Origin of the sequence: Bifidobacterium sp. UTBIF-78 (assembly GCF_006408945.1) — a bacterium.
In the GTDB taxonomy this organism is placed as follows: domain Bacteria; phylum Actinomycetota; class Actinomycetes; order Actinomycetales; family Bifidobacteriaceae; genus Bifidobacterium; species Bifidobacterium myosotis.
This window is the reverse complement of the sequence record NZ_JFAO01000018.1, coordinates 14170-40474: the sequence shown is the minus strand read 5'-3', so window position 1 is coordinate 40474 and position 26305 is coordinate 14170. Positions and strand designations below refer to the sequence as shown.

Here is a 26305-nt window from a genome sequence, read left to right as displayed (position 1 = left end):
GAAACCCCGTCATTTGGCGGGGTTTCGTCGTATGTATTCCCATATACCATTAAGCATCATGACCGCCAGCTTCGACAGACTCACCGAACAGTTCCTCGTCCACATCGGTGTGGAACGCGGGCTCGCTGCAGCCACGGTGGCGGCGTACAAGGCCGATATCGCCAGATACGTGGCATGGCTGGAGGCGAGCGGAGTCGAGGAGCCGGATGCCATCACCACGCAGGATGTGGAGGACTATGTCGCCACGTTGGATGCGGCGGGGGAGTCGGCCCGCTCGAAGGCGCGTCGGCTTGCATCGCTGCACGAGTTCCACAGGTTCGCGCTGACGCAGCATATGGTCTCGGATGACGTATCCGCATCGGTCAAGGCCCCCAAAGGAGCATCCACGCTGCCGGATGTACTGAGCGTCGATGAGGTGGCGCGGCTGCTGGACGCGGTCACGCCACCTGAAGGCACCGACGATCCGGTGCAGTTGCGCGACAAGGCGCTGCTCGAGTTCATGTACGCCACCGGATGCCGTGTCTCCGAGGCGGCCGGCGCGAATCTCGACGACATCGATCTGGACGCCCGTGTGGTCCGGCTCATGGGCAAAGGCTCCAAACAACGACTCGTACCCGTCGGCAGCTACGCCTGCGAAGCCCTGAACCGCTATCTCAGCATGGGCCGCGGTGAGCTGGAGCGCCGCTCGAGCGCCAAAGCCCCCGAACGCCGGGCCCTGTTCCTCAACAAACGCGGCCGTCGCATCTCCCGCCAATCGATATGGGAGGTGGTCAAGGCGGCGGGGGGGCGCGCCGGCATCACCCGGCCGCTTCATCCGCATACGTTGCGTCATTCGTTCGCCACGCACCTGATTCAGGGTGGCGCGGACGTCCGCACCGTGCAGGAACTGCTCGGCCATGCCAGTGTGACCACCACGCAGATCTACACGCATGTGAGCCCGGAGCATCTCATCGAGGCGTACATCATGGCCCACCCCCGGGCGCGGTAGCGCGATAGCGGGACGGCGGGCGAGCCCGGCGAGTAGGCTAGGAGAGGCTGAGGTTCTTCCGGTGAAGGGGACAGTGACGATGGGCGATTGGCGTGACGATCGGGGCAGGGATTTCCGTCAGGGCACGCTGCCGATGGCTGGAACGTATGTCGTTGCCAGACAAGATGAGGAGGATATTGATAAGGTGGACGATATGCCTACCGATCTGCTTGGACGTGAATACGAGACCTTCCCCGCACCCCTACCGCTGCAGCAGCATGGCCCGGCCAGGGTCATCGCCATGTGCAACCAGAAGGGCGGCGTAGGCAAAACCACCAGCTCCATCAACATCGCCGGCGCGTTGGCCCAGTACGGCCGCCGCGTGCTCATCGTCGACTTCGACCCGCAGGGCGCCGCCACCGTGGGCCTCGGCATCAACGCGAACACCGTGGAGAACACCATCTACACCGCCCTGTTCGACATCTCCGTGGACCCGCACGATGTGATCCAGCACACCGCCTTCGAGAACATCGACATCATCCCGGCGAACATCGACCTGTCCGCCGCCGAGGTACAGCTGGTCACCGAGGTCGGGCGCGAGCAGATCCTCAACGGCGTGCTGCGTAAGGTCAAGGCCGAATACGACCTCATCATCGTGGATTGCCAGCCGTCGCTCGGCCTGCTTACGGTCAACGCGCTGACCGCCGCGGACGGGGTGATCATCCCCGTGGCCGCCGAGTTCTTCGCCCTGCGCGGCGTGGCCCTGCTCATGCAGTCCATCGAAAAGGTGCAGAGCCGCATCAACCCCGCACTCGAGGTGTACGGGGTACTGGTGACCATGTACACCAAGACCCTCCACTGCGAGGAGGTCTGCCAGCGCATCTACGAGGCGTTCAAGGACAAGGTCTTCCACACGTTCATCTCCCGGTCCATCAAGCTGCCGGATTCCAACGTGGCCGCCGCCCCGGTGACCGTGTACGCGCCCGAGCATAAGACCGCCAAGGAATACCGGGCCGTGGCGCGGGAACTGGTCGCGCGCGGTATCGTGGCGTGAACGTCGCCGTGGATTCCCCAGACGTCCGCTCTTCCGATACCGCCTCCATGGCGTTCGCGAATGCCGAGGGCCAGAATGCCGCGGGTCATGTGGAGGCTTCGGGCGTAACAAGTGAGGTGGGTATGACGGCTCGGCGGGAATCCACGGATGACTCGGATTCCCCGGCACCCGGGATTCTGCCTGCGGCCGGCTTCCAAGTGAATCTGGCCGTCTACTCCGGTCCGTTCGACGCGTTGCTCGGCATGATCGCGAACAATCGGCTCGAATTGACGGAGGTCTCGCTTTCGGCCATCACCGAGGAATTTCTCGCCTACGTGCGCGGACTCGACTTCGCCAGTAACATGGACGAGGCCAGCGCCTTTCTGGACGTCGCCTCGATTCTGGTGGAGGCCAAAAGCGCCGCACTGCTGCCATCCGACGATGAGGGACACCGAGACGAACAGAGTCTCGAGGCACTGCGTGAACGGGATCTGCTGTTCGCCAGACTGCTGCAATACCGGGCCTACAAACAGGCGGCCGCAGACTTCCGCGCGCATCTGGCCGCCAATGCGGGCCGGTTCCCCCATCCAGCCTCGGTGAACGAACATATCGCGGCCCTGCTGCCTGAACTGGTCTGGACGGTCACGCTGGACGATCTGGCGCGTCTCGCCGCGCGGGTGATCGCCAACGCGCCCGCCGATGAGGTGTCCGTGCACCAGCTGCATGTGCCGTTGGTCGATTTGCGTGCGCAATCGATGCTGGTGCGAGACCGTCTCCGTGCGGCACTGCGGCGGGGGAGCGACGATGATGACGCCGACGCCGGTTCGCTCTCCTTCCGCGAACTCATTGCGGACTGCGCCACGCGCATCGAAGTGGTGGCCCGGTTCATGGCTGTGCTGCTGTTCTTCAAACAAGGGTCGTTGCAATATCGACAGGACGGGCCGTTCGCGGAGCTGCATCTGCGCTGGGTGCCCGGTGCAGACGACGATGACGGCAGCGGCACGACGATAAGCGAAAGGGATTTCATCTGATGGCAATGGCGACAACGGCTTTTGACGGTTTCGCCCGCGACTTTCCGGGCGGCCTGCCGGCCTGCTTGGAGGCGATACTGATGGCTGCTGACCAGCCGCAGACCGCCGCCGATCTGGCCCGTGTGCTCGAAGCCGATGAGGACTCAGTGACGAGGGCACTCGAGTCTCTTCAGACGGAATACGAGGGCGACCCTTCCCGTGGAATTCGTCCGCGCGGGTTCGAGCTGCGTCGCAGCGCGCGCGGGTGGTGGTTCGCCAGTCGAGGTGAGTATGAGCCGGTGGTCTCCGCCTTCGTCACCGACGGACAGACCGCGCGGCTGAGCCAGGCGGCGTTGGAGGCGCTCGCCATCGTGGCCTACCGCCAGCCGGTCACTCGAGCCCAGGTGGCGGCCATCCGTGGTGTCAATTCGGATGGCGTAATCCGTTCGCTCACCGTGCGCGGCCTGATTCGCGAGGAGGGCGTCGATCCGGAATCCCGCGCTGCGCTGCTCGTCACCTCCGCGATGTTCTTGGAGAAGATGGGTCTTGATTCGCTGGATGACCTGCCATCTCTCGCCCCGTTCCTGCCGTCGGAGGGTGAAGCGGCCACGCTTGCCGAGCAGTGATAGCTCGAGTGTCGCGGCGTGGCGAGAGCGTCAGCAGCCGTGTTGAATCATGCCGAAACGGGTTCTGATTCGTCGTATACTCACATCTCGAACTATTTATAGTCACAACGACTATAAATAGTGCTATGCTGATGGGCAAGCGATTCGTTCCTCCATCGTAAGACGGGTCCGATTCCCCGCGGAAGGGGACCGGCCATTTCTTCGATGACGGGATGAATCGGGCAATCATCCATCAGGGAAGCGAGGCGTGATATGGGATTCGGCAATGTTTCCGAGCGTCGCAGCGCGCCGCCGCAGGTCGGCGTGTCCGTGGTGATTCTCGCGCTCGGCCCCCATGACCGGGCGGGCGGTCCGTCACGTCTGTGGCTGCCGCTCGTCAGGCGTGTCCGTCAGCCGTTCCTCGGCGCATGGGCGCTGCCCGGCGGCGACCTGCGGGCCGACCGGTCGCTGGAACAGTCGGCCTATGCCGCGCTTGACTCCACCACCTCGCTGCATCCGCGCTATCTCGAGCAGCTGTACACCTTCGGCGACCCCGCTCGGTCGCGCGGCGGCCTGCCGATGGTATCCATCGTGTACTGGGCGCTCGTGGGCCACAGCGAAGCGGCCGTTTTCGGCAACGGCGACGCCGATGATATCGACGGCGACGCTGAGGCGGTCGACAACGTGCGCTGGTTCCCCGAAGATGATCTGCCTCCACTTGCCTTCGACCATCGCGCGATCATCGAGTACGCGATGACGCGCCTGCGCTCCAAGGTCGAATACTCCGACGTCGCCACCCGGTTGCTCGGCCCCACGTTCACCCTGCGCCAACTGCACAGCGTCTACGAGGCCCTCGCCGGCCAGAGCATCGATCTGGCGAACTTCCGTCGCAAGATGCTTGCCTCCGGTGATCTCGAGGACACCGGTGAGAAGGTGCGGGAGGGCCGCCAGCGGCCTGCGACCATCTACCGCTACGTGCCGCATGATTCCGGCAATGCGGGCGTGCCGGCCCACGAGGGTAGCGCAGCGTCTGTGGCGTCGGAATCGGCGGTTTCGGTGGGTGTTCCGGATTCGGCGAATTCAGTGGCGTCGTCGGGGTTGCTGGCAGTGCCGGCCGCCTCCGAAACCGGAAGCGCATTGTCCTTCGTAGACGATGCGCTCTCTCCGCTGGTCCCTTCTGCCCACGGGTGAGCCCGTCATACCGGCGCCCCTCTGGGATGGGAGCTGTCCGCAAAGCGGACTGAGGGGAGTGGCCGGAACAGTCCGGTCCGTGAAGTCTCCCCTCAGTCCTACCTCGTTCGACGGTTCCCCTCGGGGAGGAGAGCCGGAACAACTCAAAGAACAACACACAAGATAAGAAGAAGGTTCACATATGAGTGACGCCAAGGAGAAGGGCTCCGCGCTTTCCGTGGAGGAACAGGGCATCGACACCATCGCCGAGTCCGACCGTCACGGCAGCCCGAAGGATCTGTTCTGGCCATGGTTCGCCGCCAACATCTCGGTGCTGGCCATGTCCTACGGCGCATGGGCGCTCGGCTTCGGCATCTCGTTCTGGCAGGCGACCCTCGCCGCCATCATCGGCATCGTGGTCTCGTTCCTGCTCGTGGGCGTGGTCTCGATCGCCGGCAAGCGCGCCAACGCGCCGACCATGGTCATTACCCGAGCCACCTTCGGCGTCGAAGGCGCCAAGGTGCCATCCGTGCTGAGCTGGATCGCCACGCTTGGCTGGGAGATTTCGCTGACCACCACCGCCGTGCTCGCGCTCGCTTCCACGCTGCAGCGCCTCGGCTGGGGGTCCGGTGCCGCGCCGAAGATCATCTCCACGATCGTCGTGGTCGGTCTTGTGGTGGTCGCCGGCATCTTCGGCTATGACCTCATCATGAAGGCCCAACAGGCCATCACCGTCATCAGCGGCATCGTGACCGTCGGCTTCCTCATCCTCGGCTGGTCTCACATCGATTTCTCCGCCGTTGGCTCCGCGCAGAACGGCTCGCTGCCGGCCATGCTCGGTGCGCTCCTGTTCGTCATGTCCGGCTTCGGTCTGGGCTGGGTGAACCTGGCCGCCGACTACTCCCGGTACCTGCCGCGCAAGGCCTCCAACTCCGGCGTGGTGTTCTGGACCACGTTTGGCGCCTCACTGGCCCCGGTGCTGCTCGTCGTCTACGGCGGACTGCTGGCCGTATCCAACAAGGACCTCGCCGACGCCGTGGGCAACGACCCGATCGGCGCCATGGGCTCCATCCTGCCCACCTGGTACCTCGTGCCGTTCACCATCGTGGCCGTGCTCGGCCTCATGTCCGGCGCCATCATGGACAACTACTCCAACGGCTTGGCGCTGCTGAGCTTCGGCATCAAGCTGCCGCGCGTGGCCGCCGCCGCCCTGACCGCAGCGCTCACCGTGCTTGGTGTGGTGTACGTGACGTTCTTCTCCGACACCTTCATCGGCCCGTTCCAGGGCTTCCTCATCACCCTCGGCGTGCCGATGGCCGTGTGGACCGGACTGTTCGTGGCCGACGTGCTGCTGCGCCGCAAGGACTACGACACCGACGACCTCTACAAGCCCGCCGGACGCTACGGTGCATGGAACGTCAAATCGCTGGTGATCCTCGCCGTCGGCACGCTGGTCGGCTGGGGCCTTGTGGTCAACTCCTACGCCAGCTGGCTGGAGTGGCAAGGCTACTTCCTCGCGCCCTTCGGCGGCAAGGAGGGTGCCTGGGCGTCTGCCAACCTCGGCGTGATCGTGGCGCTCGTCATTGGCTTCGTCGGCGCGCTCCTCTTCCAGCGCGGCGACATCGCCAAGCAGGAGCAGGACTGAATCAACGGATTGACAATCCAAGGAGCATCGCATATGACTATCCCATCTGATGAGTGGCTGGTCGTCATCGACCGCCAGAAGGTGTTCGCCGAATCCGACTGGTCCGACTGGGCCTGCCCGGACGGTTCGTTCCACACCACCGACGCCGCATTCGAGGCCCTCGCCAAGGCCTACGGTGACCGGGTCGTCTACACCCGTTACATCGCACCCACGCCCGCCAAGGACGCCTGGGTGGAGTACTTCAAGGACTGGCCGCAGTTCCTCGTGCCGCCGGACGACCCTATGTACGACCTGACCGAAGACACCGCGGCGCTCGCCGCCGGGCACCCGGTGGTCAGCCGTGACACCTTCGGCAAGTGGGGGAGCGAACTGGCCGAGGCAATCGGCGGTGCCAGGAAGATCGCCCTGTGCGGCGTGGCCACCGACTGCTGCGTGATCACCACGGCGCTTGCCGCCGCCGACGCCGGCGTGGCGGTACGTGTGGCCACCGACGCCTGCGCCGGCTCCAGCACGGAGAATCACCAGCGCGCCCTCGACACGATGGCCTTGTTCGCGCCGCTCATCACCATCACCGACTCCGCCGCCATCCTCGGCTGAGCGGTCTCTCGCCTGATCTGCGCCCGAGTTCGTTCCTACTGATTCGGCGTGCCCGCCGCTGTCCTCCAGAGTTTGGTTTATCCCATCCGCCCCTTCCCATCCGCTTCCCCTCCCAACGTCCGTTGTCTGTCGGCGTCAGTTCCTTGCTGACAGACAACGGACGCTATTGAGTGTTGTAGCGTCCGGATTCTATCAGTCCGGGTTAGTGGCGGCCGTGCTCTGGCACTAAGCGGACGCGCCTCCCGGCTCTTAGCGTCCGGACTCTGTCAGGAATCCGTTGGTTCTGACCATAAACGGACGCTAAGAGGAGGTTTTGCGTCCGATTATGGTCAGTAGGCACTCGCTCCTGACCAAAACCGGACGCAATTTACCGGTTTTGCGTCCGATTATGGTCAGTAGCGGATGCCTGCTGACAGAAACCGGACGCTGAAGGACGGTGGAAGAGGGGGCATCGCCTTTCGGAGACGATGCCCGATGGCGGATGGCAGCCGGAGACGGACTTCGTATGGGTCGGACCGGCGGCATGGTCAAGGTATGTCGGTAATATCGTTGCGGTTTGTGTGTAAGTACAGGTAAAACCCAATAAACAAGTACCGAACGGTTACGCAAAAGAATCGATATTAAGAGAGGTTTCGATGGCGGTTCGTGGAGATATCCGTAATGTGGCGATCGTGGCACACGTTGACCACGGCAAGACCACGCTGGTCAATGCCATGCTTCAGCAGTCCCATGTGTTCAACGAGCGCGAGGAAGTGCCGGATCGTGTGATGGATTCCAACGATCTCGAGCGCGAGAAGGGCATCACCATCCTCGCCAAGAACACGGCCGTCGAGTACACCGGCCCGCTGGCCGCCAAGTACGGCCACCCGGAAGGCATCACCCTTAACATCATCGACACCCCTGGCCACGCCGACTTCGGCGGCGAGGTGGAGCGCGGCATCTCCATGGTCGACGGCGTCGTCCTGCTCGTGGACGCCTCCGAAGGCCCGCTGCCGCAGACTCGTTTCGTGCTGCGCAAGGCCCTCGAGGCCAAGCTGCCGGTCATCCTGTGCGTGAACAAGGTGGACCGCCCCGATGCCCGCATCGAGGAGGTCGTCGGCGAGACTTCCGACCTGCTGCTCGGTCTCGCGGATGACGTCCAGCACGAAGGCATCGACCTGAACCTCGACCAGCTGCTCGAAATGCCGGTCATCTACTGCGCCGCCAAGGCGGGCTACGCCTCCACCAACCAGCCGGCGGACGGCGGCATGCCGGACAACGACAACCTCGAGCCGCTCTTCGAGGCCATCATCTCCAACATCCCGGCCCCCGAATACGAGGAGGGCGCCCCGTTGCAGGCCCATGTGGCCAACATCGACTCCTCCGACTTCCTCGGACGACTCGGTCTGGTCCGCATCTACAACGGCACCTTGGAGAAGGGCAAGACCTACGGCCTGTCCCGTGTGGATGGCTCCCTGGAGAACTTCCGCGTCTCCGAGCTGCTGCGCACCCAGGGCCTTGAGCGTATCCCGGTGGCCTCGGCAGGCCCCGGCGACATCGTGGCCGTCGCCGGCGTCAACGACATCATGATCGGTGAGACCATCGTCGATCCGAACGATCCAAAGCCGCTGCCGCTCATCCATGTGGATGACCCGGCCATCTCCATGACCTTCGGCGTCAACGACTCCCCGCTGGCCGGCACCGAAGGCAAGGACCACAAGCTCACCGCCCGCATGATCAAGGACCGTCTTGACCGCGAGCTCATCGGCAACGTGTCCATCAAGGTGCTGCCCACCGACCGTCCGGACGCCTGGGAGGTGCAGGGCCGTGGCGAGCTGGCGCTGGCCGTCCTCGCCGAGCAGATGCGCCGCGAAGGCTACGAGCTGACCGTCGGCCGCCCGCAGGTGGTCACCAAGAAGATTGACGGCGTGATCAACGAGCCGATGGAGAACACCACCATCGACGTGCCCGAGGAGTACATGGGCACCGTCACTCAGCTCATGGCCGACCGCAAGGGCCGTATGGACGGCATGACCAACCACGGCTCCGGCTGGGTGCGTCTGCAGTTCACTGTGCCGTCCCGCGGCCTCATCGGCTTCCGCACCGCGCTGCTGTCCGCCACGCGCGGTACCGGCATCTCCTCGTCCATCTCTGCCGGCTACGCGCCGTGGGCCGGTGAAATCACCATCCGCCAGAACGGCTCCATGGTCTCCGACCGTCAGGGCGTGGCCACCCCGTACGCCATGCAGCGTCTGCAGGCCCGTGGCAACTTCTTCGTCGAACCGCAGTCCCCGGTGTACGAGGGCCAGGTCGTCGGCGTGAACAACAAGCCGGATGAGCTGGACGTGAACATCACGCTCGCCAAGCACATGACCAACATGCGTTCCTCCACCGCCGACGTGCTCGAGACCCTGACCCCGCCGATCAAGATGAGCCTCGAGGAGTCCCTGGACTTCGCCAACGAGGACGAGTGCGTGGAGGTCACCCCGGAATCCATCCGCGTGCGCAAGATCATCCTCGGCCGCGAGGATTGGTACAAGTGGCGCGCCAAGCAGCGCCGTCAGAACGCCGCTACCAAGTAGCGTCATTCTGACAACGCTGCCTTCGCGGGGTGCCTATGATGCACCCCGCTCACCTCGGCTACAGACAGTCCACCGGACTGTCTGTTTAACGCCTCGGCATCGTCAGAACGCTGCTACTAAGTAGCGTCGTTCTGACGACCTTCGCAGACGCTTGTGGTGCGCCTGCTCACTTCGCCTACGGGAAGCACACTGTGCTTCCCGTTTTACGGCTCAGCAGAATGCCGCTACCAAGTAGCGCCATCAAATAGTGCCATTCAGTGAGGCTCCCTTCTGGTTGAGGGGAGCCTCACTGGTATGGACGCACCTATACTGAAACGCATGGATATGAGGAATCGCAGTACCGCATCGTTGCCGTGGTCGCACCGGCAGAACGCATTGGTCAAAGGACTCGTGACGCTACTGGCCGGCGCGTTCGCCGCGTTCGTCGGCACGTTCTCGCACCGGATGGGAGCCTCGGCCAACATCCCCTATGGATTGGCGCTGGCGTTCCTTCTCATCATCCTGTCCACTTGGTGCGCCCGCTCCCGGCTTGGCGTGGTCGGTCTCGCCCTCCATCTCATCGCCTCGTCAGGCACGGCCTGGGGACTCGCATTGACCACCAGCTCGGGCAACGCCCTGATCGTGGCGGGCTTCCAAGGCGACATGCCGTATTTCTCGCAGCATGCCGGCTATATCTGGCTATACGGCATCGTGCTCGTGCAGGTGGTGATGCTCGTCCTTCCCGCCCGTTGGTTCGCCATTCCAGTGCAATCGATGCCGTCGAACTGACGCACTGCGGGTCTGCCGCTGGCATGGCGCTGCCGTTGACACGCCGCCGACACTGACATGACGTCGGCTCGATAGCGACATACTGACATTTCGCATGTCGCGCGCCCCTGCCCCCACTACGATGGAACGTTATGGCGCGAATGAAACTTTTCTATCTGGGGCCCGAAGGCACCTTCACCCATCAGGCGGCGATGATGGCCGCCGAACGATTCACCCCGCTCGGCGATTTCGACCTTGTGGCCTTGCCGGACGTGCCCGCCATCATGCAGGCGGTGCAGCATGGCGACGGCTGGGGCGTCATCGCATGGGAGAACAACGTGGAAGGCTACGTTGTGCCGAACCTCGACGCGCTCATCGATGCCGACGACGCGGCCGGATTCGCCCGGGTCAGCGTCGATGTGGCCTTCAACGCCTTTACCGTGCACGGTCAGGATGTCCGAGACCTCGACGGTGCGCAGGTCAGCGCCCACCCGCACGGCCTCGCACAGTGCAAACGGTTCATTGCCGACCATGGGCTCAGGCCCACGCCGGCCTCCTCGAACGCCGCCGCCTGTCGCGACCTCAAGCCCGGTCAGGTGGCGCTCGGCCCCGGCATCTGCGGCGAACTGTACGGTCTGGATGTGCTGGATGAACATGTACAGGACTTCGAGGGGGCACATACCGAATTCCTCATCATCGCGCCCCGCCACGAGGTGCAGGACCTCAGCGCGATGGCGCGTCGCGACTCGGACGGCGAATTCGAGACCATCGTCATTTTCATCCTGCTCGCCACAGGCCCAGGCGTGCTCGCCGACATGCTCGACGTCCTGCGCGACGCCGGCCTCAACATGACCAGTTTCATCTCCCGCCCCGTCAAAGGTCATGACGGCACCTACAGCTTCATCGCCACCTTCGACGCCGCGCCGTGGGAGCCTCGATTCCGCGACGCGTTGAGCCAGATCATCGGCAACGGCGACTGGATCAAGACGCTGGCCGTCTATCCGCGCCGCGAACGACCGAACCCGCCGGTGGATGCATGGATGCTGCCGAAGGGCGGCGTGCACATCGACCCCCGATTGGCAGACGACCGTAACGGGCTCGATACCGGTGACGATTATGACAATCCCGGGAATTCCGCCGCGCACGCGGATAATGGTGCATCGGATCATGATTCCTCGGACAACGGCCAGGATTGGCGTCAGAGGGAATGCGTCAGGAGGGAACTGCTGTGGTAGGAACAATTGGCATCGTCGGACTTGGTCTGATCGGCGGGTCGCTGGCCCGTCGTCTGGCGGGACGCGGGGTGCGTGTGGTGGCGTGGAACCATCGCCCGCACCCGTACGCCCAAGCGGAGGCCGACGGCATCTCCTGCAAGGCCACGCTGGCCGAACTGGTGGACGCGGCACCGGATGCACTGGTGCTGTGCAACCCGCTCAAGGCCATGCCCGACATCCTCGCCGGACTCAGGCCATTGCTCGAGCATCGGCCCGACATCACGCTTACGGACGTCGGTTCGGTCAAGGGCATGGTCCGCGATCAGGTCAAGGCCGCCGGACTGGGGGATAGGTACGTGGGAGCCCACCCGATGGCCGGCAACGAACTGTCCGGCTGGCAGGCCGCCGACCCCACCCTGTATGACGACGCCCTATGGGCCGTGACCGTGGACGAATCGACCGATTACCGCCGGTTCCTCACCGTGGCCTCGCTCATCACCGATGGCGTGGGCAACCGAATCATCGTGCTGGACGACGAGACGCACGACAAGGCCGCGGCCATGATCTCCCACATGCCGCATGTGGTCTCCACCGCGCTCATCAACGAGCTGACGGCCAACCCCGACCGTAATGTGGCTGCGGCGCTCGCGGCCGGATGCTGGCGCGACATGACCCGCGTATCACTCACCGATCCGGACCGCACGCGCGCGATGGTCGAGGAGGACGCGCTGAACGTGGAGGTGCTGCTGAGGCGCATGGCCGCACGCCTGACGGACGTGGCGGATTACCTGCACGACGGCGACGCGTCCGCGGTCAGGGCGTTTTTCGCCGCCGGCAATCCGTTCCGGACGTATCGGGCGGAGACGAAGGCCGCGACCGGATTCACGCGCGCCGAACTGGAGATTCCCGAAACTGGCTGGCAGCAGACGCTACTGTTCTCCGCGCGTAGGGGTGAGGCCATCACTGCTTTCATCCATCCGCGTCAGGCCGTCATCGAGCTGCGCCCTGCCATGTAACACAGCCCCTCATCAGTGAGAGGGCCAACCTACTCAAATAATTACAGGACAAATCACTATAGCCTCCCTCTGATGAGGGAGGTGTCAGCGCGCCAGCGATGACGGAGGGAGAGACAGCCAGCCTGATGCGTGGCCTCCCCATCAATGGGGGAGGACCACATCACGCCAACGCTGGCAAGGGCACTACGGCCGTGCCGGAGCCTTCGGACGCTCGGGAACGGGCTTGAGCGTGGCGATCTGCTCCTGATGGATGGTGATGTTCTGGGCCGGCCGCGAGCCGTTGGCGGCGGCGTCGCGCACCATCTCCAACGTGTAGCCGTCCCACGCCGTCACATGCCCCACGTAGTCGCGGAACTTCATACGGCCGTCCGCGGGGTCGACGCCTTCGGTCACACGCACCACGACGCGGGCACCCACTGGAATCTGCCGTGGCAATGTCATGATCGTTCATCCCCTTCGCTATCGCCGTGGCGTCAACCTCGACGCCACGGCACCAATCGGCAATACCAACAATTCCAGAGTACTCCCTTGCTGGGCCGTCGCCGGGCTTTCGCAGGAGCGTCGCCGACGGATGCCGGAGCTACTCCGAAGCCACCGCGTCCAGCACCGGCTGCCGCAGCGCCCGCGTGGCGGGGGAGATGGACGCCGCAAGCCCCACCAGAATCGAAAGCACCAGGAACACACCCAGTTGACTCCACGGCACGCTCAGCGTGGACAGGCCGTTCGATTCGTACACCGCGCGGATCACCGCACCGGCGGCCACGCCGACCACCATGCCCATCACCGTGCCGAACACGGCGATGATCGCCGCCTCGATGCCCAGCATGCCGCGGATCTGCGCCCGCGAGGTGCCGATGGCGCGCAACAGGCCGATCTCCTTCGTCCGCTCGGATACGGACAGTGCCAACGTGTTCACGATGCCGAAGACCGCGATCACGATGGACAGGGCCAGCAGCGCGTACAACACCAGCAGGATCTGATCGACCATCGTGCTCATCGTGGACTTGAACTCCTCGCGGGTCTGCACGTTCACCACGTAGTACGGCTTCACCGCATCGACAAGCCGCGTCTTCAGCTCGCCGAGATCCTGACCGTGCGCCGCATTGACGAACAGCATGATGGTGAACATCGTGTACTGGTTCGCGATCTTGCCTGCCGTTTCGTCGTTCATCAGCACCATCGACCGGTAGACCGAGTTCTCGATGATCGCACCGATGCGCACCTTGACATGCGTGGTTTCGGTCTTCGTCTTCACCAGCGTTGTCGGGTCCACCTTCTTGGCGTCCTCGCCCGCCTGCTGCGCCTCGGCCATCTTCGCCTGCGCGCCCGCCGCATCCCCGGCGGCAAGCAGCTGCTGGGCCTCGGTGCTCAGACCATCGACCTTTGCCTTCACCTGATCCTGGTATTCCTGCTGCGCCTTGGCGGTGGCCTCCTCATCGACCACGACCTGACGTCCGTTGACGGTGACCGTGTCGCCCACCTTCCAGCCGTTGTCCTTCGCCACGGTGATGCCGACGACCAGTTCGCCGTCGCGCAACGCCCGATCGGCGTCGCCCTCATGCGTGACCGGCGCGAACACGTCGGTGAACAACGACGGCTGCTCGGCGAACGTCATGGCCGCTGTCTCATCGTCGCCGGAACCGTAGGTGACGCCCATGAGCATGCGGCTTTGCGAGACCGAGCCGACGCCGTCCGTCTTCCTGATCGCCTCAATCGCATCGTCGGGGATGCGCCCGTCGGACGCGGACATGGCCGAAAAGTCGGATTTGAGCCCCGAATCCACGATGCCGGCGACCGAGGCTTTCGCCGAGGACGCCACCACGCCAAGGCACGAGACGATGGCCACGCCCACGAACAGGGCGGCCGCCGTATTGGACGTGCGGCGCTTCTGCCGCTGGAGGTTGCGTGAGGCGAGACGGCCGGTGACCCGGAAGACATGCGCCGGAATCCATCCCAGCACCGTGCCGGCCGGCGCCACCCACGCAGGCCCGGCCACGATGACGCCGAGCACGATCAACGCCGCGCCGATACCGAGCGGCCAGCCCGTCCCCAACGCCGAGGACCAGTCGTTCAGCCAATCCCAGGAGGACACCGCCACACCCTCGCCGTTCGCGACGGCGATACGCCAGCACCACAGCCATGAGACCGCGCCGAGCGCGATCATGGCCGTACCCGCAAGGCCGCGCGGCCACACCGGCTTCTCCGGGTTGACGGTCTCGTTCATCGCCTGGATTGGCGGGGCCATCGCCGCGCGTCGGGCCGGAAGCGCCGCACCCAGCAGCGTGACCAACAGTCCCACGACGAGGCCGATGAGCATGTCCGTGGCGCTGGGATCGGAGGAGCCCGTCATCGGCGTGCCCATCTGCGCCATCAGCGCCACGATGCCCTTGACCATCGCCCAGCCGAGCCCGATGCCGATGACCGAGCCCACCAGACCCAATACGATGGCCTGCACCACCACGGTGACGAACACCTGCGCGGGAGAGGCGCCGATAGAGCGGAGCAGCGCATACCCGCGCATCGACTCGCGAACGATCATCGAGAAGGTGTTCGCGATGATGAACGAACCGACGAACAGGGCGATCACCGCGAAGATGAGAATCAGCGGCTGTACGAAGCCGAGCGCCTTCTTGGTGGATTCGGCATTGTCGTCACGCACGCTCTGACCGGTCACGGCCTTCGCCTTGGAGTCCTTCGGCAGCGCCGCATTGATGCGGTCGGCAAGGGCCTGCTGCTGTTCGACGCTCAGCGGCCGCCCGCCGTTGGCCGAACCGTAGACGCTCAGATACCGCGCCGTGCCGACCTGCCCGGATTGCTGCTGGAAATAGTCCTTGGCCACCTCCGGTGCGAGACCGATGATGATGGCCCCGGCCTGCGACGAGGACGTGTCGAACAGGCCGACGACCTTCACATCCGTCACCCCGTCCGGGTAGACGAGCTTCGTGGTGTCGCCGACCGTGAGACCGGCGGTTTCGGCTGCAAACGCATGCAGCGCGATTTCCTGCTTGTTCTCGGCCCAATGGCCCTTGGTGAGTGTGGCCGAACGCCAGGTGCCGTCGGCGAGGCCGAGGCTCGTGGTGGTGCCGCCCATCGTGGAGACGGCATTGCCGTCCTTGTTCACCAGCACCAGTCCGGAGACCTGATAGACGGCTTCGGCGGTCTTGACGCCATCCACTTTGCCGATGGTATCGGTCAGATCGACGTCGATACGGTTGTAGGTCTTCGATGAGGAGTCCGAGCCGGACGATGAGCCCGATGAGCCGGACGAATCCGAGCCTGAGGAGCCTGACGAGCCCGAGCCCGATGAGCCCGAGGCGCCGAACGCCATCGACCCGTCCTTCTGCTCCTGGCTGCCGCGCACGTACACGTCGGCGTCGGAGTTCGAGGCCATCATCTGATCGACCTGATTGTTCATCATCTCGCGGAAGCAGAACGAGCCGACCACGAAGCTCACGCCGAGCGCGATGGCGATGATGGACATGACGAACCGCCCGAAATGCGCGCGGGCGTCGCGCAGCCCGATGCGGATCATGCCCTGTGCTCCTGCTCGTCGCGGGGCTTGCCGGCTTCGGCGGCCGTGGCGGGAGCGACTGTCTCAGCCGTGGCGCCCGACGCCTCACTCGACGCCTCGCCCGCCACATCGGCGAACTCATCGGTTGCATCGGTCGCGCCTTCGTCGGCGAACACCTCGAGGATCTCCTCATAGCTCGGCCGGTCGAGATCCTGCGTGATACGGCCGTCGGCGAGCACCAGCACACGGTCGGCGTAGGAGGCCGCACGCGGGTCGTGCGTGACCATCACAATCGACTGTCCGTAGTCCCGAACGGATTTCTTGAGGAATCCCAGCACCTCGCGGCTGGAATGCGAGTCGAGATTGCCGGTCGGCTCGTCGGCGAAGATCACGGACGGACGCGCCATCATCGCACGCGCGCAGGCCACGCGCTGCTGCTGTCCGCCGGACAGCTGGCTGGGGCGATGGGTCAGGCGCTTCTCGAGCCCCACCACGCGGACCACCTGATCGAACCAATCGCGGTCTATAGGCTTCTTGGCGATCTGCAACGGCAGCAGGATGTTCTCCTCGGCGCTCAACGTGGGCACCAGATTGAACGACTGGAAGATGAACCCGATCTGCTGTCGGCGCAGACGGGTCAGCTGCCTCTGGTTCATGGCCGAGACCTCGAGCCCCTCCACGAACACCTGACCGGACGACGGCTGGTCAAGACCGGCCATGCAGTGCATCAGGGTGGATTTGCCCGATCCGGATGGGCCCATGATGGCCGTCATCCGGCCTCGCTCGAACTCCACATCGACATGGTCCAGCGCCACCACCCGGTTGTCCGCGTCGCCGTAGGTCTTCACCAGATCGATGGCGCGCGCCACCACATGATCCCGCTCGTCGAGTTCCCTTTCCACCGTTTGTGTATCGTGCCGTGCCATCTGCATTCCCAATCATGTTCCGAAAAATCGTCGGACCCGCCCGCTCGGCAGTCGAATCGTCCTAGTCACCACTGTGCGTTCGCATGCGCAGGGCGGCGGGAAGACGCGGTCGGGCCCGGCCGTTGAATACGCCTATAGTCTATCGGAGAGGGGTTCAACGGAAATTGGACCGGTTGAGGACAGTTGAGGACAGGGGAGGCACGGCACATGCGGTTCGACGGGCAGATCGATGCGTTCGTTGCCTATCTCAAGGCCAATCGAGGGCTGTTGGTGAATACGCTGAGGGCGTACCACACCGATCTTGAGTCGTGTCTGGGCTTGTTCGAGCAACGCGGTGTGACCGATCTCAACGAGATCACGCTCGACGATCTGCGCGGCTGGATGGCCAGCGAGTCGCCTTCCCACGCCCGCAGCAGCATGGCCCGCAAAACCGTGTCCGTACGCGCGTTCTTCGCATGGGCGCACCTGCATGGCGTCACCCGCACCGACCCGGCCTCCGCTCTGATGACGCCCTCCATCCCCGAGACGCTGCCCGTTGTGCTCACCGAATCGCAGGCCGGGCATCTGATGGATGTCGTCGGTGATGATGCGTGGCGTACGCCAACAGATCATGTGCCAACAGATAGGGGAGACGACCCGCGCCGCACACGCCTCCGGCGTGCGGCGGGCCAGCGCGACGCCGCGATGCTGGAGCTGCTGTACGCCACCGGCATCCGCGTGGCCGAGCTGGTCTCGCTTGACCTCACGGACATCGATTGGACCAGTCGCACCATCCGCGTGACCGGCAAGGGCAACAAGCAGCGGGTGGTGCCCTTCGGCGTGCCGGCTATGCGCGCGCTGCGCACATGGGTCGAACAGGGGCGGCCGGTCATCGTCGATGCGGCGGACCATATGCGTGCAGGCCGTATGCAGACAGGCAGTATGCATGCGGATCGTGTGCCGGACGACGTGCATACGGGCGGCCGTGCGAATATGACTTCTGTGCACACGGCTTCTGTGCACATGGATCCTGCGCATCCGTCGGAAGACAGTCAGGCTGTGTTCCTGGGCAACCGCGGCGGCCGTATCAACCAGCGTGTGGTGCGCGAGACGGTCCACCGGGCGGCGGATGAGGCGGGCGTGCCCGATATCGGTCCCCATGCCTTGCGCCATTCCGCGGCGACCCACATGCTCGACGGCGGTGCCGACCTGAGGGAGGTCCAGGAGATGCTGGGACATTCCTCGCTCAGAACCACCCAGCGGTACACGCACGTCTCCATCGAACAGTTGAAGGACCGGTACGCTCAGGCGTTCCCCCGCGCGTGATCGTCATGAATCATCGTGACGCCGACGTCGGGGCGGTGCGCGAGCGGGAAAAGCAATGCATCGAGAAGGCCCCGGACGGAAAACCGGTCGGGGCGGCACGCGAATGGGCAAAAGACCGGGATGGGCGTGCGGCCGTGCGCGGCATCGCATGGCAACGGAGTTGACGGCCCCTCGCCTCGACTGGATGACGGGTTCGTCGCACCTCTCCTGACCACTATGCGGACATAGCCCATGAAGTTGTGACTTGGCTGAATACCGCCAAAAAACGAGCATCGATTTTACATGGATGTAACATGACGTTTGCTTGTTGTCTTCAAATTGAGCCACAATTGCAGGTAATCAGCAACGGGGTTGGTTTCCTGCGAGCCGCGGCAGCGGTGCGAGGGGGCCAACCCCGTTCGCGTGAGGCGGGGCTGCAAGGCTCCGCAATCCAATGAATAGGAGAACAACATGAAGAAGAAAGCACTTGCTTTCGCGGCTCTGGCCTGCTCCGTGGCCATGCTGCTCAGCGCCTGCGGCGGCTCCACCAACAACAACGCCGCCAGCGGCGACACCGCCGGCGCCAACATCATCTACGCCTACAACTCCGAGCCGCAGAACCCGCTCATCCCGTCCAATACCAACGAGACCGGTGGCGGCAAGCCGGGCGACCTGCTCTTCGCCCGTCTCGTCTCCTTCGACAAGGACGGCAAGGCCTCCAACGAAGTGGCCGAGTCCATCACCCCGAACGATGACGCCACCCAGTACACCATCAAGCTGAAGTCCGGCTGGAAGTTCACCGACGGCACCGATGTCACCGCCGAGTCCTTCACCAAGGCCTGGTCCTACGCGGCCAACGCCAAGAACGCCCAGAAGGCCTCCTCCTTCTTCTCCACCATCAAGGGCTACGACGACCTGCAGGCCGACGGCCTCAAGGGTGACGAGCAGCTCTCTGGCCTCAAGGTCGTGGACGACACCACCTTCACCGTGGATCTGAACCAGTCCGATTCCGTGTTCCCGGTCAAGGTCGGCTACCTGGCCTTCGCCCCGCTGCCCGAGTCCTTCTACAAGGACCCGAAGGCCTTCGGCGAGAAGCCGGTCGGCAACGGTCCGTACAAGCTGGATCACTGGGATCACAACAAGGAGATTGCCCTCGTCAAGAACCCTGACTACAAGGGCAACGAGAACGTTAAGAACGACGGCGTGACCTTCAAGGTCTACACCGACGACCAGGCCGCCTACCGTGACATCCAGTCCAACAACGGCTCCCTCGACGTGATGGAGTCCGTGCCGGCCGCCTTCACCAAGACCTTCAAGTCCGACAAGAAGATTCAGCCGTACTCCGAGGCCGGCTCCGTCATCCAGACCTTCACCATCCCGTCCTCCCTTGACCACTTCAAGAACGACGAGGAAGGCCAGCTGCGTCGTCAGGCCATCTCCATGGCTATCAACCGCGAGCAGATCATCGACAAGGTGCTCAACGGCAACGCCACCCCGGCCACTGAATTCACCTCCCCGAAGACCCCGGGTTACTCCGACTCCCTCAAGGGCTCCGAGAACCTCAAGTTCGACGCTGCCAAGGCCAAGGAACTGTGGGCCAAGGCCGACGCCATCTCCAAGTACGACGGCCAGCTCACCTTCTCCTACAACGCCGACGGTGGTGCCAAGCCGCTCTACGACGCTGTCGTGAACCAGCTCAAGAACAACCTAGGCATCGACGCGGCCACCAACCCGATCCCGACCTTCCAGGAGTTCCGTGACGGCGTGACCAACCGCCAGATCAAGGGTGCCTTCCGTACTGGTTGGCAGCCGGATTACCCGTCCGCCGAGAACTACCTGTGGCAGCTGTACTCCACCGCCGCCGCTGACGGCAAGGGCTCCAACGATGGCGACTACAAGAACCCGGAGTTCGACGCCCTGTGCCTGCAGGCCGCCGCCGCCAAGACCACCGACGAGGCCAACAAGCTGTACCAGCAGGCCGAGGAGATCCTCCTCAATGATCTGCCGGCCATCCCGCTGTACTACTCCAACGCCAACGGCGTGGCTTCCCTCTCCGTCAAGTCCGGCTTCGGCATGGATTGGCAGAACCTCCCGACCTACACCGAGATGTCCAAGAAGTGAGTTGAAACTCACCTGACATCGAACGAGTAGTTCGGTAAATCAAGGGGCGAGGATCGTTCATGATCCCCGCCCCTTTCGCATATTCTCGCGCTTCGTGAATGCCGAGGTGGGCTGGGCGGATGGATGGTCTTCTGCGTTGGAAGTTCGTTAATGAATTTCTGCCGCAGATCGCAAGGAAGGACGTAGCGAACCGGCCAAAGCCATACCACATACCGGACAAATCCGGTGCGACAGTCCATAATGGCCGATAAGTTAACGAAAGTTTACAAACCTCCGTCAGCGCTTGCGGTAGACTGTCGGAGTATTTGGCGATCGGCAAGGGTGTACTGCGCCTACAAGCCGGTCCATGAAAAAGGAGCAACCGTATGGGTAAGTATCTTCTGCGACGTATTCTGCAGATGATCCCCGTGGTTCTCGGCACAACGTTCCTCGTGTATGCGCTGGTCTTCCTGCTGCCTGGCGATCCCGTCAAGGCCATGTTCGGTGACAAGCCCATCAATCAGGCCGTTGCTGCCCAGATTCGCGCGGAATACCACCTCGATCAGCCGTTCATCATTCAGTACTTCATCTACCTGAAGAACGCACTGACCCTTGACTTCGGCAACACCTTTGCCGGCCAGCCCGTTATCGACGAGATCACCCGCGCCTTCCCGGTCACCATCAAGCTCGGCCTGATGGCGTTCTGCTTCGAGGCCGTCTTCGGCGTGGTCTTCGGCATCATCTCGGGCCTCAAGAAGGGCAAGTGGTACGACACGGTCATTCTGATCGTCTCCCTGCTCCTCATCTCCGTGCCGACCTTCGTCACCGGTTTCGTGATGCAGTACCTGCTCGGCATCCAGTGGTCCATCCTGCCGGTGACCGCCGGCGCCGACCCGACGGTCCTCGACCTGCTCATGCCGGCCATGGTGCTTGGATCGGTGTCGATGGCGTACATCATCCGACTGACCCGTTCCGAAATCTCTTCCAACATCGCCGAGGACTACGTGCGTACCGCACGCGCCAAGGGCATGTCGAACGGGCAGGTCATGCTACGCCATGTGCTGCGCAACTCCCTGATCCCGGTCGTCACCTACCTCGGCCAGGACATCGGCGCCCTCATGGGTGGCGCCATGATTACCGAGCAGATCTTCAACATCCACGGCATCGGCTTCCTCACCTACCAGTCCATCCTGAAGGGCGAGGCCAATCTGGTGGTGTCCATCGTCACGCTGCTCATGCTGATCTTCGTGGTGTGCAACCTGATCGTCGACATGCTCTACGCGGCCCTCGACCCGCGTATCCGTTACGCGTGATAGGAGGGGAGTGAACGATATGGCAAACGACAACAACATCACGACCACCGAGGCTGAGCTCAACCAGAGCGGTGAGCCCGGTACCGAATACTTCATGGAGACCCTGCCCGGCCAGGACCGCTATGTGGCACCTATCGACGAGACGCCGCTTCAGGACGTCGACTCCGTGGACGAATCCGCGCCGGCCACCAGCATGTGGGCTGACGCCTGGCGCACGCTGCGCCGCAACCCGCTGTTCATCATCTCCGGGCTCGTCATCCTCTTCATCATCATTGTGGCCATCGCGCCGGGCCTGTTCACCAAGCAGGACCCGAACAGCTGCGACCTCGCCAACTCGCTGAGCCCGTCCTCCTCCGGCCACCCGTTCGGCTTCGACCTGCAGGGTTGCGACGTGTACACCCGCGTGGTGTACGGCACCCGTACATCCCTGTCCGTGGGCGTGCTCTCCACGCTGCTCGTCGTGCTCCTCGGCACCCTGATCGGCGCCGTCGCCGGCTTCTTCGGCGGCTGGGTGGACGCGGTTCTGAGCCGCATCACCGACATCTTCTTCGCCCTGCCGATGCTGCTCGGCGCCATCGTGGTCCTCCAGATGTTCAAGACTTCCAAGTCCATCTGGAAGATCGTGCTGGTGCTGGCCCTGTTCGGCTGGGTGGGCGTGTGCCGCATCGCCCGAAGCGCCGTGCTCGAGGCCAAGAACCTCGAATTCAACACCGCTTCCACGGCCTTGGGTTCGACTCCTACGCGCAACCTGTTCCGCCACATCCTGCCGAACTCGCTGGCCCCGATCATCGTCATCGGCACCACGTCGCTGGCCTCCTACATCGTGGCCGAGGCCACGCTGAGCTTCCTGGGCGTCGGCCTGCCGACCACCACCGTGAGCTGGGGCGGCGACATCTCCAGCGCCCAGACCAACCTGCAGACCGATCCGCTCGTGCTGTTCTACCCGTCCGCCGCACTGGCCATCACCGTGCTCGCGTTCATCATGATGGGCGACGCCGTCAAGGACGCCCTTGATCCGAAGAGCCGTACGGCCTGAGCCAAGGGAGTAGAGGAAACATTATGACTGACAAGTCCACCGCCGATTCCCAGGCGCAGAATGCTCAGGCGCAGATGCTGGCCATGCAGAAGGCCCACGGCCCCCTGCTCGAGGTCAAGGATCTCGCCGTCGATTTCACCACGGACACCGGCAAGCCGGTGCACGCCGTGCGCAACTCCTCCTTCACCGTCTATCCCGGCCAGTGGGTGGCCATCGTGGGCGAGTCCGGTTCCGGCAAGTCCACGTCGGCCATGGCCGTGCTGGGCCTGCTGCCCGGTACCGGTCATGTGGTCGGCGGCTCCATCAAGCTCGACGGTCAGGAGATCGCGAACGCCAAGCAGAAGGAATTCGACAAGCTGCGCGGCACCAAGATGGGCCTCGTGCCCCAGGACCCGATGAGCAACCTCAACCCGGTGTGGCGCATCGGCTCGCAGGTCAAGGAGGCCCTCAAGGCCAACAACATGGACGTGAACCACGAGAAGCGTTCCGCCTTGGCCAAGGCGTTGGCCGGCGAGGACGCCGCCGTGAAGCTCAAGGGCAACGACGACGAGACCTTCCTCGGCTCCAAGGAATTGCCCGAGCTGCTTGAGGCCGCCAAGAAGGCCCTGACCGACGCCGGTGTGACCGGCGAGGCGTTCGACAAGGCCGTGGCCCGCTTCCAGAGCGAATGGGTGCCGGGTTCCGAGACCCGTTGGCGTGTGGCCGACGACCTCATCAAGGCCGGCGTGAACGACGATCAGGCCTGGTACCTCGCCAAGAAGTACGTGATTGGCTCCACGATGGACGACCGTATCGCGGGCCTGCTGTCCGAGGCCGGTCTGCCGGACGCCGCCACGCGCGCCCGGCAGTTCCCGCACGAGTTCTCCGGCGGCATGCGCCAGCGCGCGCTCATCGCCATCGGTCTGGCCTGCCGCCCTGATCTGCTCATCGCCGACGAGCCGACCTCCGCGCTCGACGTGACCGTGCAGAAGCGCATCCTCGACCACCTGCACTACCTCACCGACTCGCTCGGCACGGCCGTGCTGTTCATCACCCACGATCTGGGCCTTGCCGCCGAGCGTGCCCAGCACATCGTCGTGATGTACAAGGGTCAGGTCGTTGAATCCGGCCCGTCCCTTGAGGTGCTCCAGCACCCGCAGCACCCGTACACCAAGCGACTGGTGGCCGCGGCGCCGTCGCTGGCCTCCCAGCGCATCATCTCCGCCCGCCAGCGCGGCGAGAACGCGGACGCGCTGCTGGACCACAAGATCGCCGATGAGAACGAGCTCGAGAAGAGCGAGCACATCATCACCGTCGAGCACCTCACGAAGGAGTTCAAGCTCCCGCGCAAGAAGGAGATGTTCAAGGCCGTCGACGACGTGTCCTTCTCCGTCAAGCGCGGCACCACTCTGGCCATTGTGGGCGAGTCCGGTTCCGGTAAGTCCACCGTGGCGAACATGGTGCTCCACCTGCTCGAGCCCACCTCCGGCAAGGTCTTCTACGAAGGCCGCGACACCTCCACGTTCAAGGCGAAGGACCTGCTGGGCTTCCGCCGCCATGTGCAGCCGGTGTTCCAGAACCCGTACGGCTCGCTCGACCCGATGTACTCCATCTACCGCTCCATCGAAGAACCGTTGCGCATCCACAAGATCGGCGACCAGAAGTGGCGTGCCAACCGTGTCAAGGAACTGCTTGACATGGTCGAAATGCCGCAGTCGGTCATGGGCCGTTACCCGAACGAGCTCTCCGGCGGCCAGCGCCAGCGCATCGCCATCGCGCGTGCCATGGCCCTGGACCCGGATGTCATCGTGTGCGATGAGGCCGTCTCCGCCCTTGACGTGCTCGTGCAGGACCAGGTGCTGCACCTGCTCAACGATCTGCAGGCCGAAAAGGGCCTGAGCTACCTGTTCATCACCCACGATCTGGCCGTGGTCCGCCAGATCGCCGACGAGGTCGTGGTGATGCAGCACGGCAAGCTCGTGGAGCACGCCACCACCGACGAGGTGTTCGACCACCCGAAGATGCAGTACACCCGCGACCTGCTCGACGCCATCCCCGGCGGCAAGCTCAAGCTCGGTCTGGACTGATCGGACGTTTGTAGCAGTCCAGTTCATAGTGACTGTCGGTGAAGCCCGGCGGATGCAGTATTTCGACACTGCATCCGCCGGGCTTCACTTTTTCGTACTACGTGGATTCCAGTGGCCTGCGCCAGTGGTCCGTCTCGTAATTGTCTGAGTGGTATTGACCCCCTCTGATGAAGGGGCTGTCAGCGAAGCTGACTGGGGAGAAACAGAAGTTGAGACCCTCAATTATTTAGAGACGGACCACTAGTATGCCGCGGATTATATGAATTCGTACTAATCGTAAGGTGCGGGGTTGGGGGACGTGCTGCGCGACCGTAAGCTTGGCCGAACGGCCTTGAGTGTGTCGCGCAGCACGTCCCCCAACCCCACACCGCCAAAGCCAGTAGTCAGCCCAAACGCAATAATCGGAAATACAAGGCTCTGTTCAACCTAAATTGGCATGCGCTAATCGCTTGAGGTTCAGAGTGCGTTGGTTCAGAGTGCGTTGGTTCCTTAAGGAAATCAACACACTCGACTCAACGGGAATGTCAAAGTTGGTGGGACAGAGCCACATACCAACGTCTCACACGTCGTATGTGATCGTCAGCGGTGCATGGTCGGACCAGCGCAGATCGTAGGTCGGCGCCTTGTCGATGACGAATCCGCGGGCGGTCTCCGCGAGCTCCGGCGTGGCGAACTGGTAGTCGATCCTCCAGCCCACGTTGTTGTCGAACGCGCGGCCGCGCTGGCTCCACCACGTATAGGGGCCCTGAATATCACCGGCCAGATCGCGCATCACATCCACGAACTCGTATTCATCCAGCCACCGGTCCACATACGCCCGCTCCTCGGGCAGGAAGCCGGCGTGCTTCTCGTTCGCCTTGGCGTTCTTGATGTCCAACGGCGTGTGCGCGATGTTGAAATCACCGCACAGCACCGCCTGACGGCCGCCGCGGGCCGCCTCATCGCGCAACTCGCCCATGCGTGTGAGCATCGCGTCGAGGAAACGGAACTTCTGGCTCATCTTCACCGGGTCGTCGGCGTTGCCGGCATGCACGTAGACGCTCGCCACGGTGATCACATAGCCCTGCGGCGTGCGGATGTCGTTCTCGATCCAACGGCCGGAATCCACATCCTCGTCCAATCCCGGCAGACCATAGCGCCGTTCGAGCACCGGCAGATCGGAAAGCAGTGCCACTCCGGCGCGGCCCTTGACCCGACAGATCTCGTTGGTCGTCTCCAGATCGCCGGCGGCCTCCTGACGTTCGGACCGGGAGTATTCGAAGGCGAAACCGCCGAAGATGCGGTCGATGTCCGGCTGGGGCGCACGCACCTCCTGCAGGCACCAGATGTCCGGCGTGTGCCGGCCGGCCCAGTCGCTGATGCCCTTGCGCTCGGCCGCACGGATGCCATTGACGTTGGAAGTGGTGATGCTGATGGTCATGTGGCCATCGTATTGTGGCCTCCCTACGAAACCCGATGCGGGGCCGGATGCCAGGCCGGATGAGGGGACAACAGCGGAACCTGG

The 26305-nt window shown here is 63.8% G+C and carries 20 protein-coding genes and 1 pseudogene; 17 read left to right on the top strand and 4 right to left on the bottom strand.

Annotated features, from left to right (window positions below; all coding sequences use genetic code 11):
* Nucleotides 1-58: 58 nt before the first annotated feature.
* From xerD to BG22_RS04820, 11 genes and pseudogenes are all read left to right on the top strand, one after another.
* Nucleotides 59-988, top strand: a complete 930-nt coding sequence (gene xerD / locus BG22_RS04870) for a site-specific tyrosine recombinase XerD (protein ID WP_094667479.1) — start codon at nucleotides 59-61, stop codon at nucleotides 986-988.
* Between the two features lie 193 nt (nucleotides 989-1181).
* The gene (locus BG22_RS04865; protein WP_094667503.1) at nucleotides 1182-2021 is read left to right on the top strand and encodes a ParA family protein; all 840 of its coding nucleotides are present in this window, start codon (nucleotides 1182-1184) and stop codon (nucleotides 2019-2021) included.
* A 47-nt stretch (nucleotides 2022-2068) separates the two neighbouring features.
* A complete protein-coding gene (locus tag BG22_RS04860; RefSeq protein ID WP_181163385.1) occupies nucleotides 2069-3031 on the top strand; it encodes a ScpA family protein in 963 nt (320 codons plus the stop codon).
* Nucleotides 3031-3636, top strand: coding sequence for an SMC-Scp complex subunit ScpB (gene scpB / locus BG22_RS04855; protein ID WP_140493766.1), 606 nt, complete (start codon nucleotides 3031-3033; stop codon nucleotides 3634-3636). Before BG22_RS04860 ends, scpB begins: the two co-directional genes overlap by 1 nt.
* Before the next feature lie 252 nt (nucleotides 3637-3888).
* A pseudogene (locus BG22_RS04850) lies at nucleotides 3889-4662 on the top strand (NUDIX domain-containing protein); the annotation flags it as partial.
* Nucleotides 4663-4987: 325 nt separating this feature from the next.
* Nucleotides 4988-6430 (top strand): cytosine permease, encoded by a 1443-nt coding sequence (locus BG22_RS04845; RefSeq protein ID WP_094667480.1) that lies wholly within the window; start codon nucleotides 4988-4990, stop codon nucleotides 6428-6430.
* 33 nt (nucleotides 6431-6463) lie between these two features.
* Nucleotides 6464-7027, top strand: coding sequence for an isochorismatase family protein (locus BG22_RS04840; RefSeq protein WP_094667481.1), 564 nt, complete (start codon nucleotides 6464-6466; stop codon nucleotides 7025-7027).
* Between the two features lie 635 nt (nucleotides 7028-7662).
* A complete protein-coding gene (gene typA, locus BG22_RS04835) occupies nucleotides 7663-9588 on the top strand; it encodes a translational GTPase TypA (RefSeq protein ID WP_094667482.1) in 1926 nt (641 codons plus the stop codon).
* A gap of 324 nt (nucleotides 9589-9912) precedes the next feature.
* Nucleotides 9913-10356, top strand: coding sequence for an alcohol dehydrogenase (locus BG22_RS04830; protein ID WP_094667506.1), 444 nt, complete (start codon nucleotides 9913-9915; stop codon nucleotides 10354-10356).
* Between the two features lie 131 nt (nucleotides 10357-10487).
* On the top strand, nucleotides 10488-11570 hold the full coding sequence (locus tag BG22_RS04825; protein ID WP_140493764.1) for a prephenate dehydratase domain-containing protein: 1083 nt from the start codon (nucleotides 10488-10490) through the stop codon (nucleotides 11568-11570).
* Nucleotides 11564-12565 carry a prephenate dehydrogenase/arogenate dehydrogenase family protein gene (locus tag BG22_RS04820; protein ID WP_140493762.1) on the top strand — a complete coding sequence of 334 codons (1002 nt, stop codon included), beginning with the start codon at nucleotides 11564-11566 and terminating at the stop codon, nucleotides 12563-12565. The genes BG22_RS04825 and BG22_RS04820 overlap by 7 nt, the downstream gene beginning before the upstream one ends.
* Before the next feature lie 183 nt (nucleotides 12566-12748).
* On the opposite strand, the gene BG22_RS04815 is transcribed toward BG22_RS04820, so the two are convergent.
* From BG22_RS04815 to BG22_RS04805, 3 genes are all read right to left on the bottom strand, one after another.
* Complete coding sequence (locus tag BG22_RS04815; protein WP_140493760.1) at nucleotides 12749-13006, bottom strand: DUF6725 family protein; 258 nt, start codon at nucleotides 13004-13006, stop codon at nucleotides 12749-12751.
* Between the two features lie 139 nt (nucleotides 13007-13145).
* A complete protein-coding gene (locus BG22_RS04810; RefSeq protein WP_140493758.1) occupies nucleotides 13146-16097 on the bottom strand; it encodes an ABC transporter permease in 2952 nt (983 codons plus the stop codon).
* Nucleotides 16094-17002, bottom strand: coding sequence for an ABC transporter ATP-binding protein (locus tag BG22_RS04805; RefSeq protein ID WP_140493756.1), 909 nt, complete (start codon nucleotides 17000-17002; stop codon nucleotides 16094-16096). The genes BG22_RS04810 and BG22_RS04805 overlap by 4 nt, the downstream gene beginning before the upstream one ends.
* A 207-nt stretch (nucleotides 17003-17209) precedes the next feature.
* On the opposite strand from BG22_RS04805, the gene BG22_RS04800 reads away from it, so the two are divergent.
* From BG22_RS04800 to BG22_RS04780, 6 genes are all read left to right on the top strand, one after another.
* A complete protein-coding gene (locus BG22_RS04800) occupies nucleotides 17210-18307 on the top strand; it encodes a tyrosine recombinase XerC (RefSeq protein ID WP_140493754.1) in 1098 nt (365 codons plus the stop codon).
* Nucleotides 18304-18471, top strand: coding sequence for a hypothetical protein (locus BG22_RS10825; protein WP_181163384.1), 168 nt, complete (start codon nucleotides 18304-18306; stop codon nucleotides 18469-18471). The genes BG22_RS04800 and BG22_RS10825 overlap by 4 nt, the downstream gene beginning before the upstream one ends.
* 286 nt (nucleotides 18472-18757) lie before the next feature.
* The gene (locus tag BG22_RS04795; RefSeq protein WP_140493752.1) at nucleotides 18758-20407 is read left to right on the top strand and encodes an ABC transporter substrate-binding protein; all 1650 of its coding nucleotides are present in this window, start codon (nucleotides 18758-18760) and stop codon (nucleotides 20405-20407) included.
* Nucleotides 20408-20772: 365 nt separating this feature from the next.
* Entirely contained in the window at nucleotides 20773-21699 is a 927-nt protein-coding gene (locus tag BG22_RS04790; RefSeq protein ID WP_094667490.1) for an ABC transporter permease, read from the top strand.
* Nucleotides 21700-21793: 94 nt separating this feature from the next.
* Nucleotides 21794-22735, top strand: coding sequence for an ABC transporter permease (locus BG22_RS04785; RefSeq protein ID WP_169834060.1), 942 nt, complete (start codon nucleotides 21794-21796; stop codon nucleotides 22733-22735).
* A 23-nt stretch (nucleotides 22736-22758) separates the two neighbouring features.
* Nucleotides 22759-24801: an ABC transporter ATP-binding protein gene (locus tag BG22_RS04780; RefSeq protein WP_094667491.1), complete on the top strand. Its 2043-nt coding sequence runs from the start codon at nucleotides 22759-22761 to the stop codon at nucleotides 24799-24801.
* A 559-nt stretch (nucleotides 24802-25360) separates the two neighbouring features.
* Here BG22_RS04780 and BG22_RS04775 read toward each other — a convergent pair.
* Entirely contained in the window at nucleotides 25361-26221 is an 861-nt protein-coding gene (locus BG22_RS04775; RefSeq protein WP_140493750.1) for an exodeoxyribonuclease III, read from the bottom strand.
* Nucleotides 26222-26305: the final 84 nt, after the last annotated feature.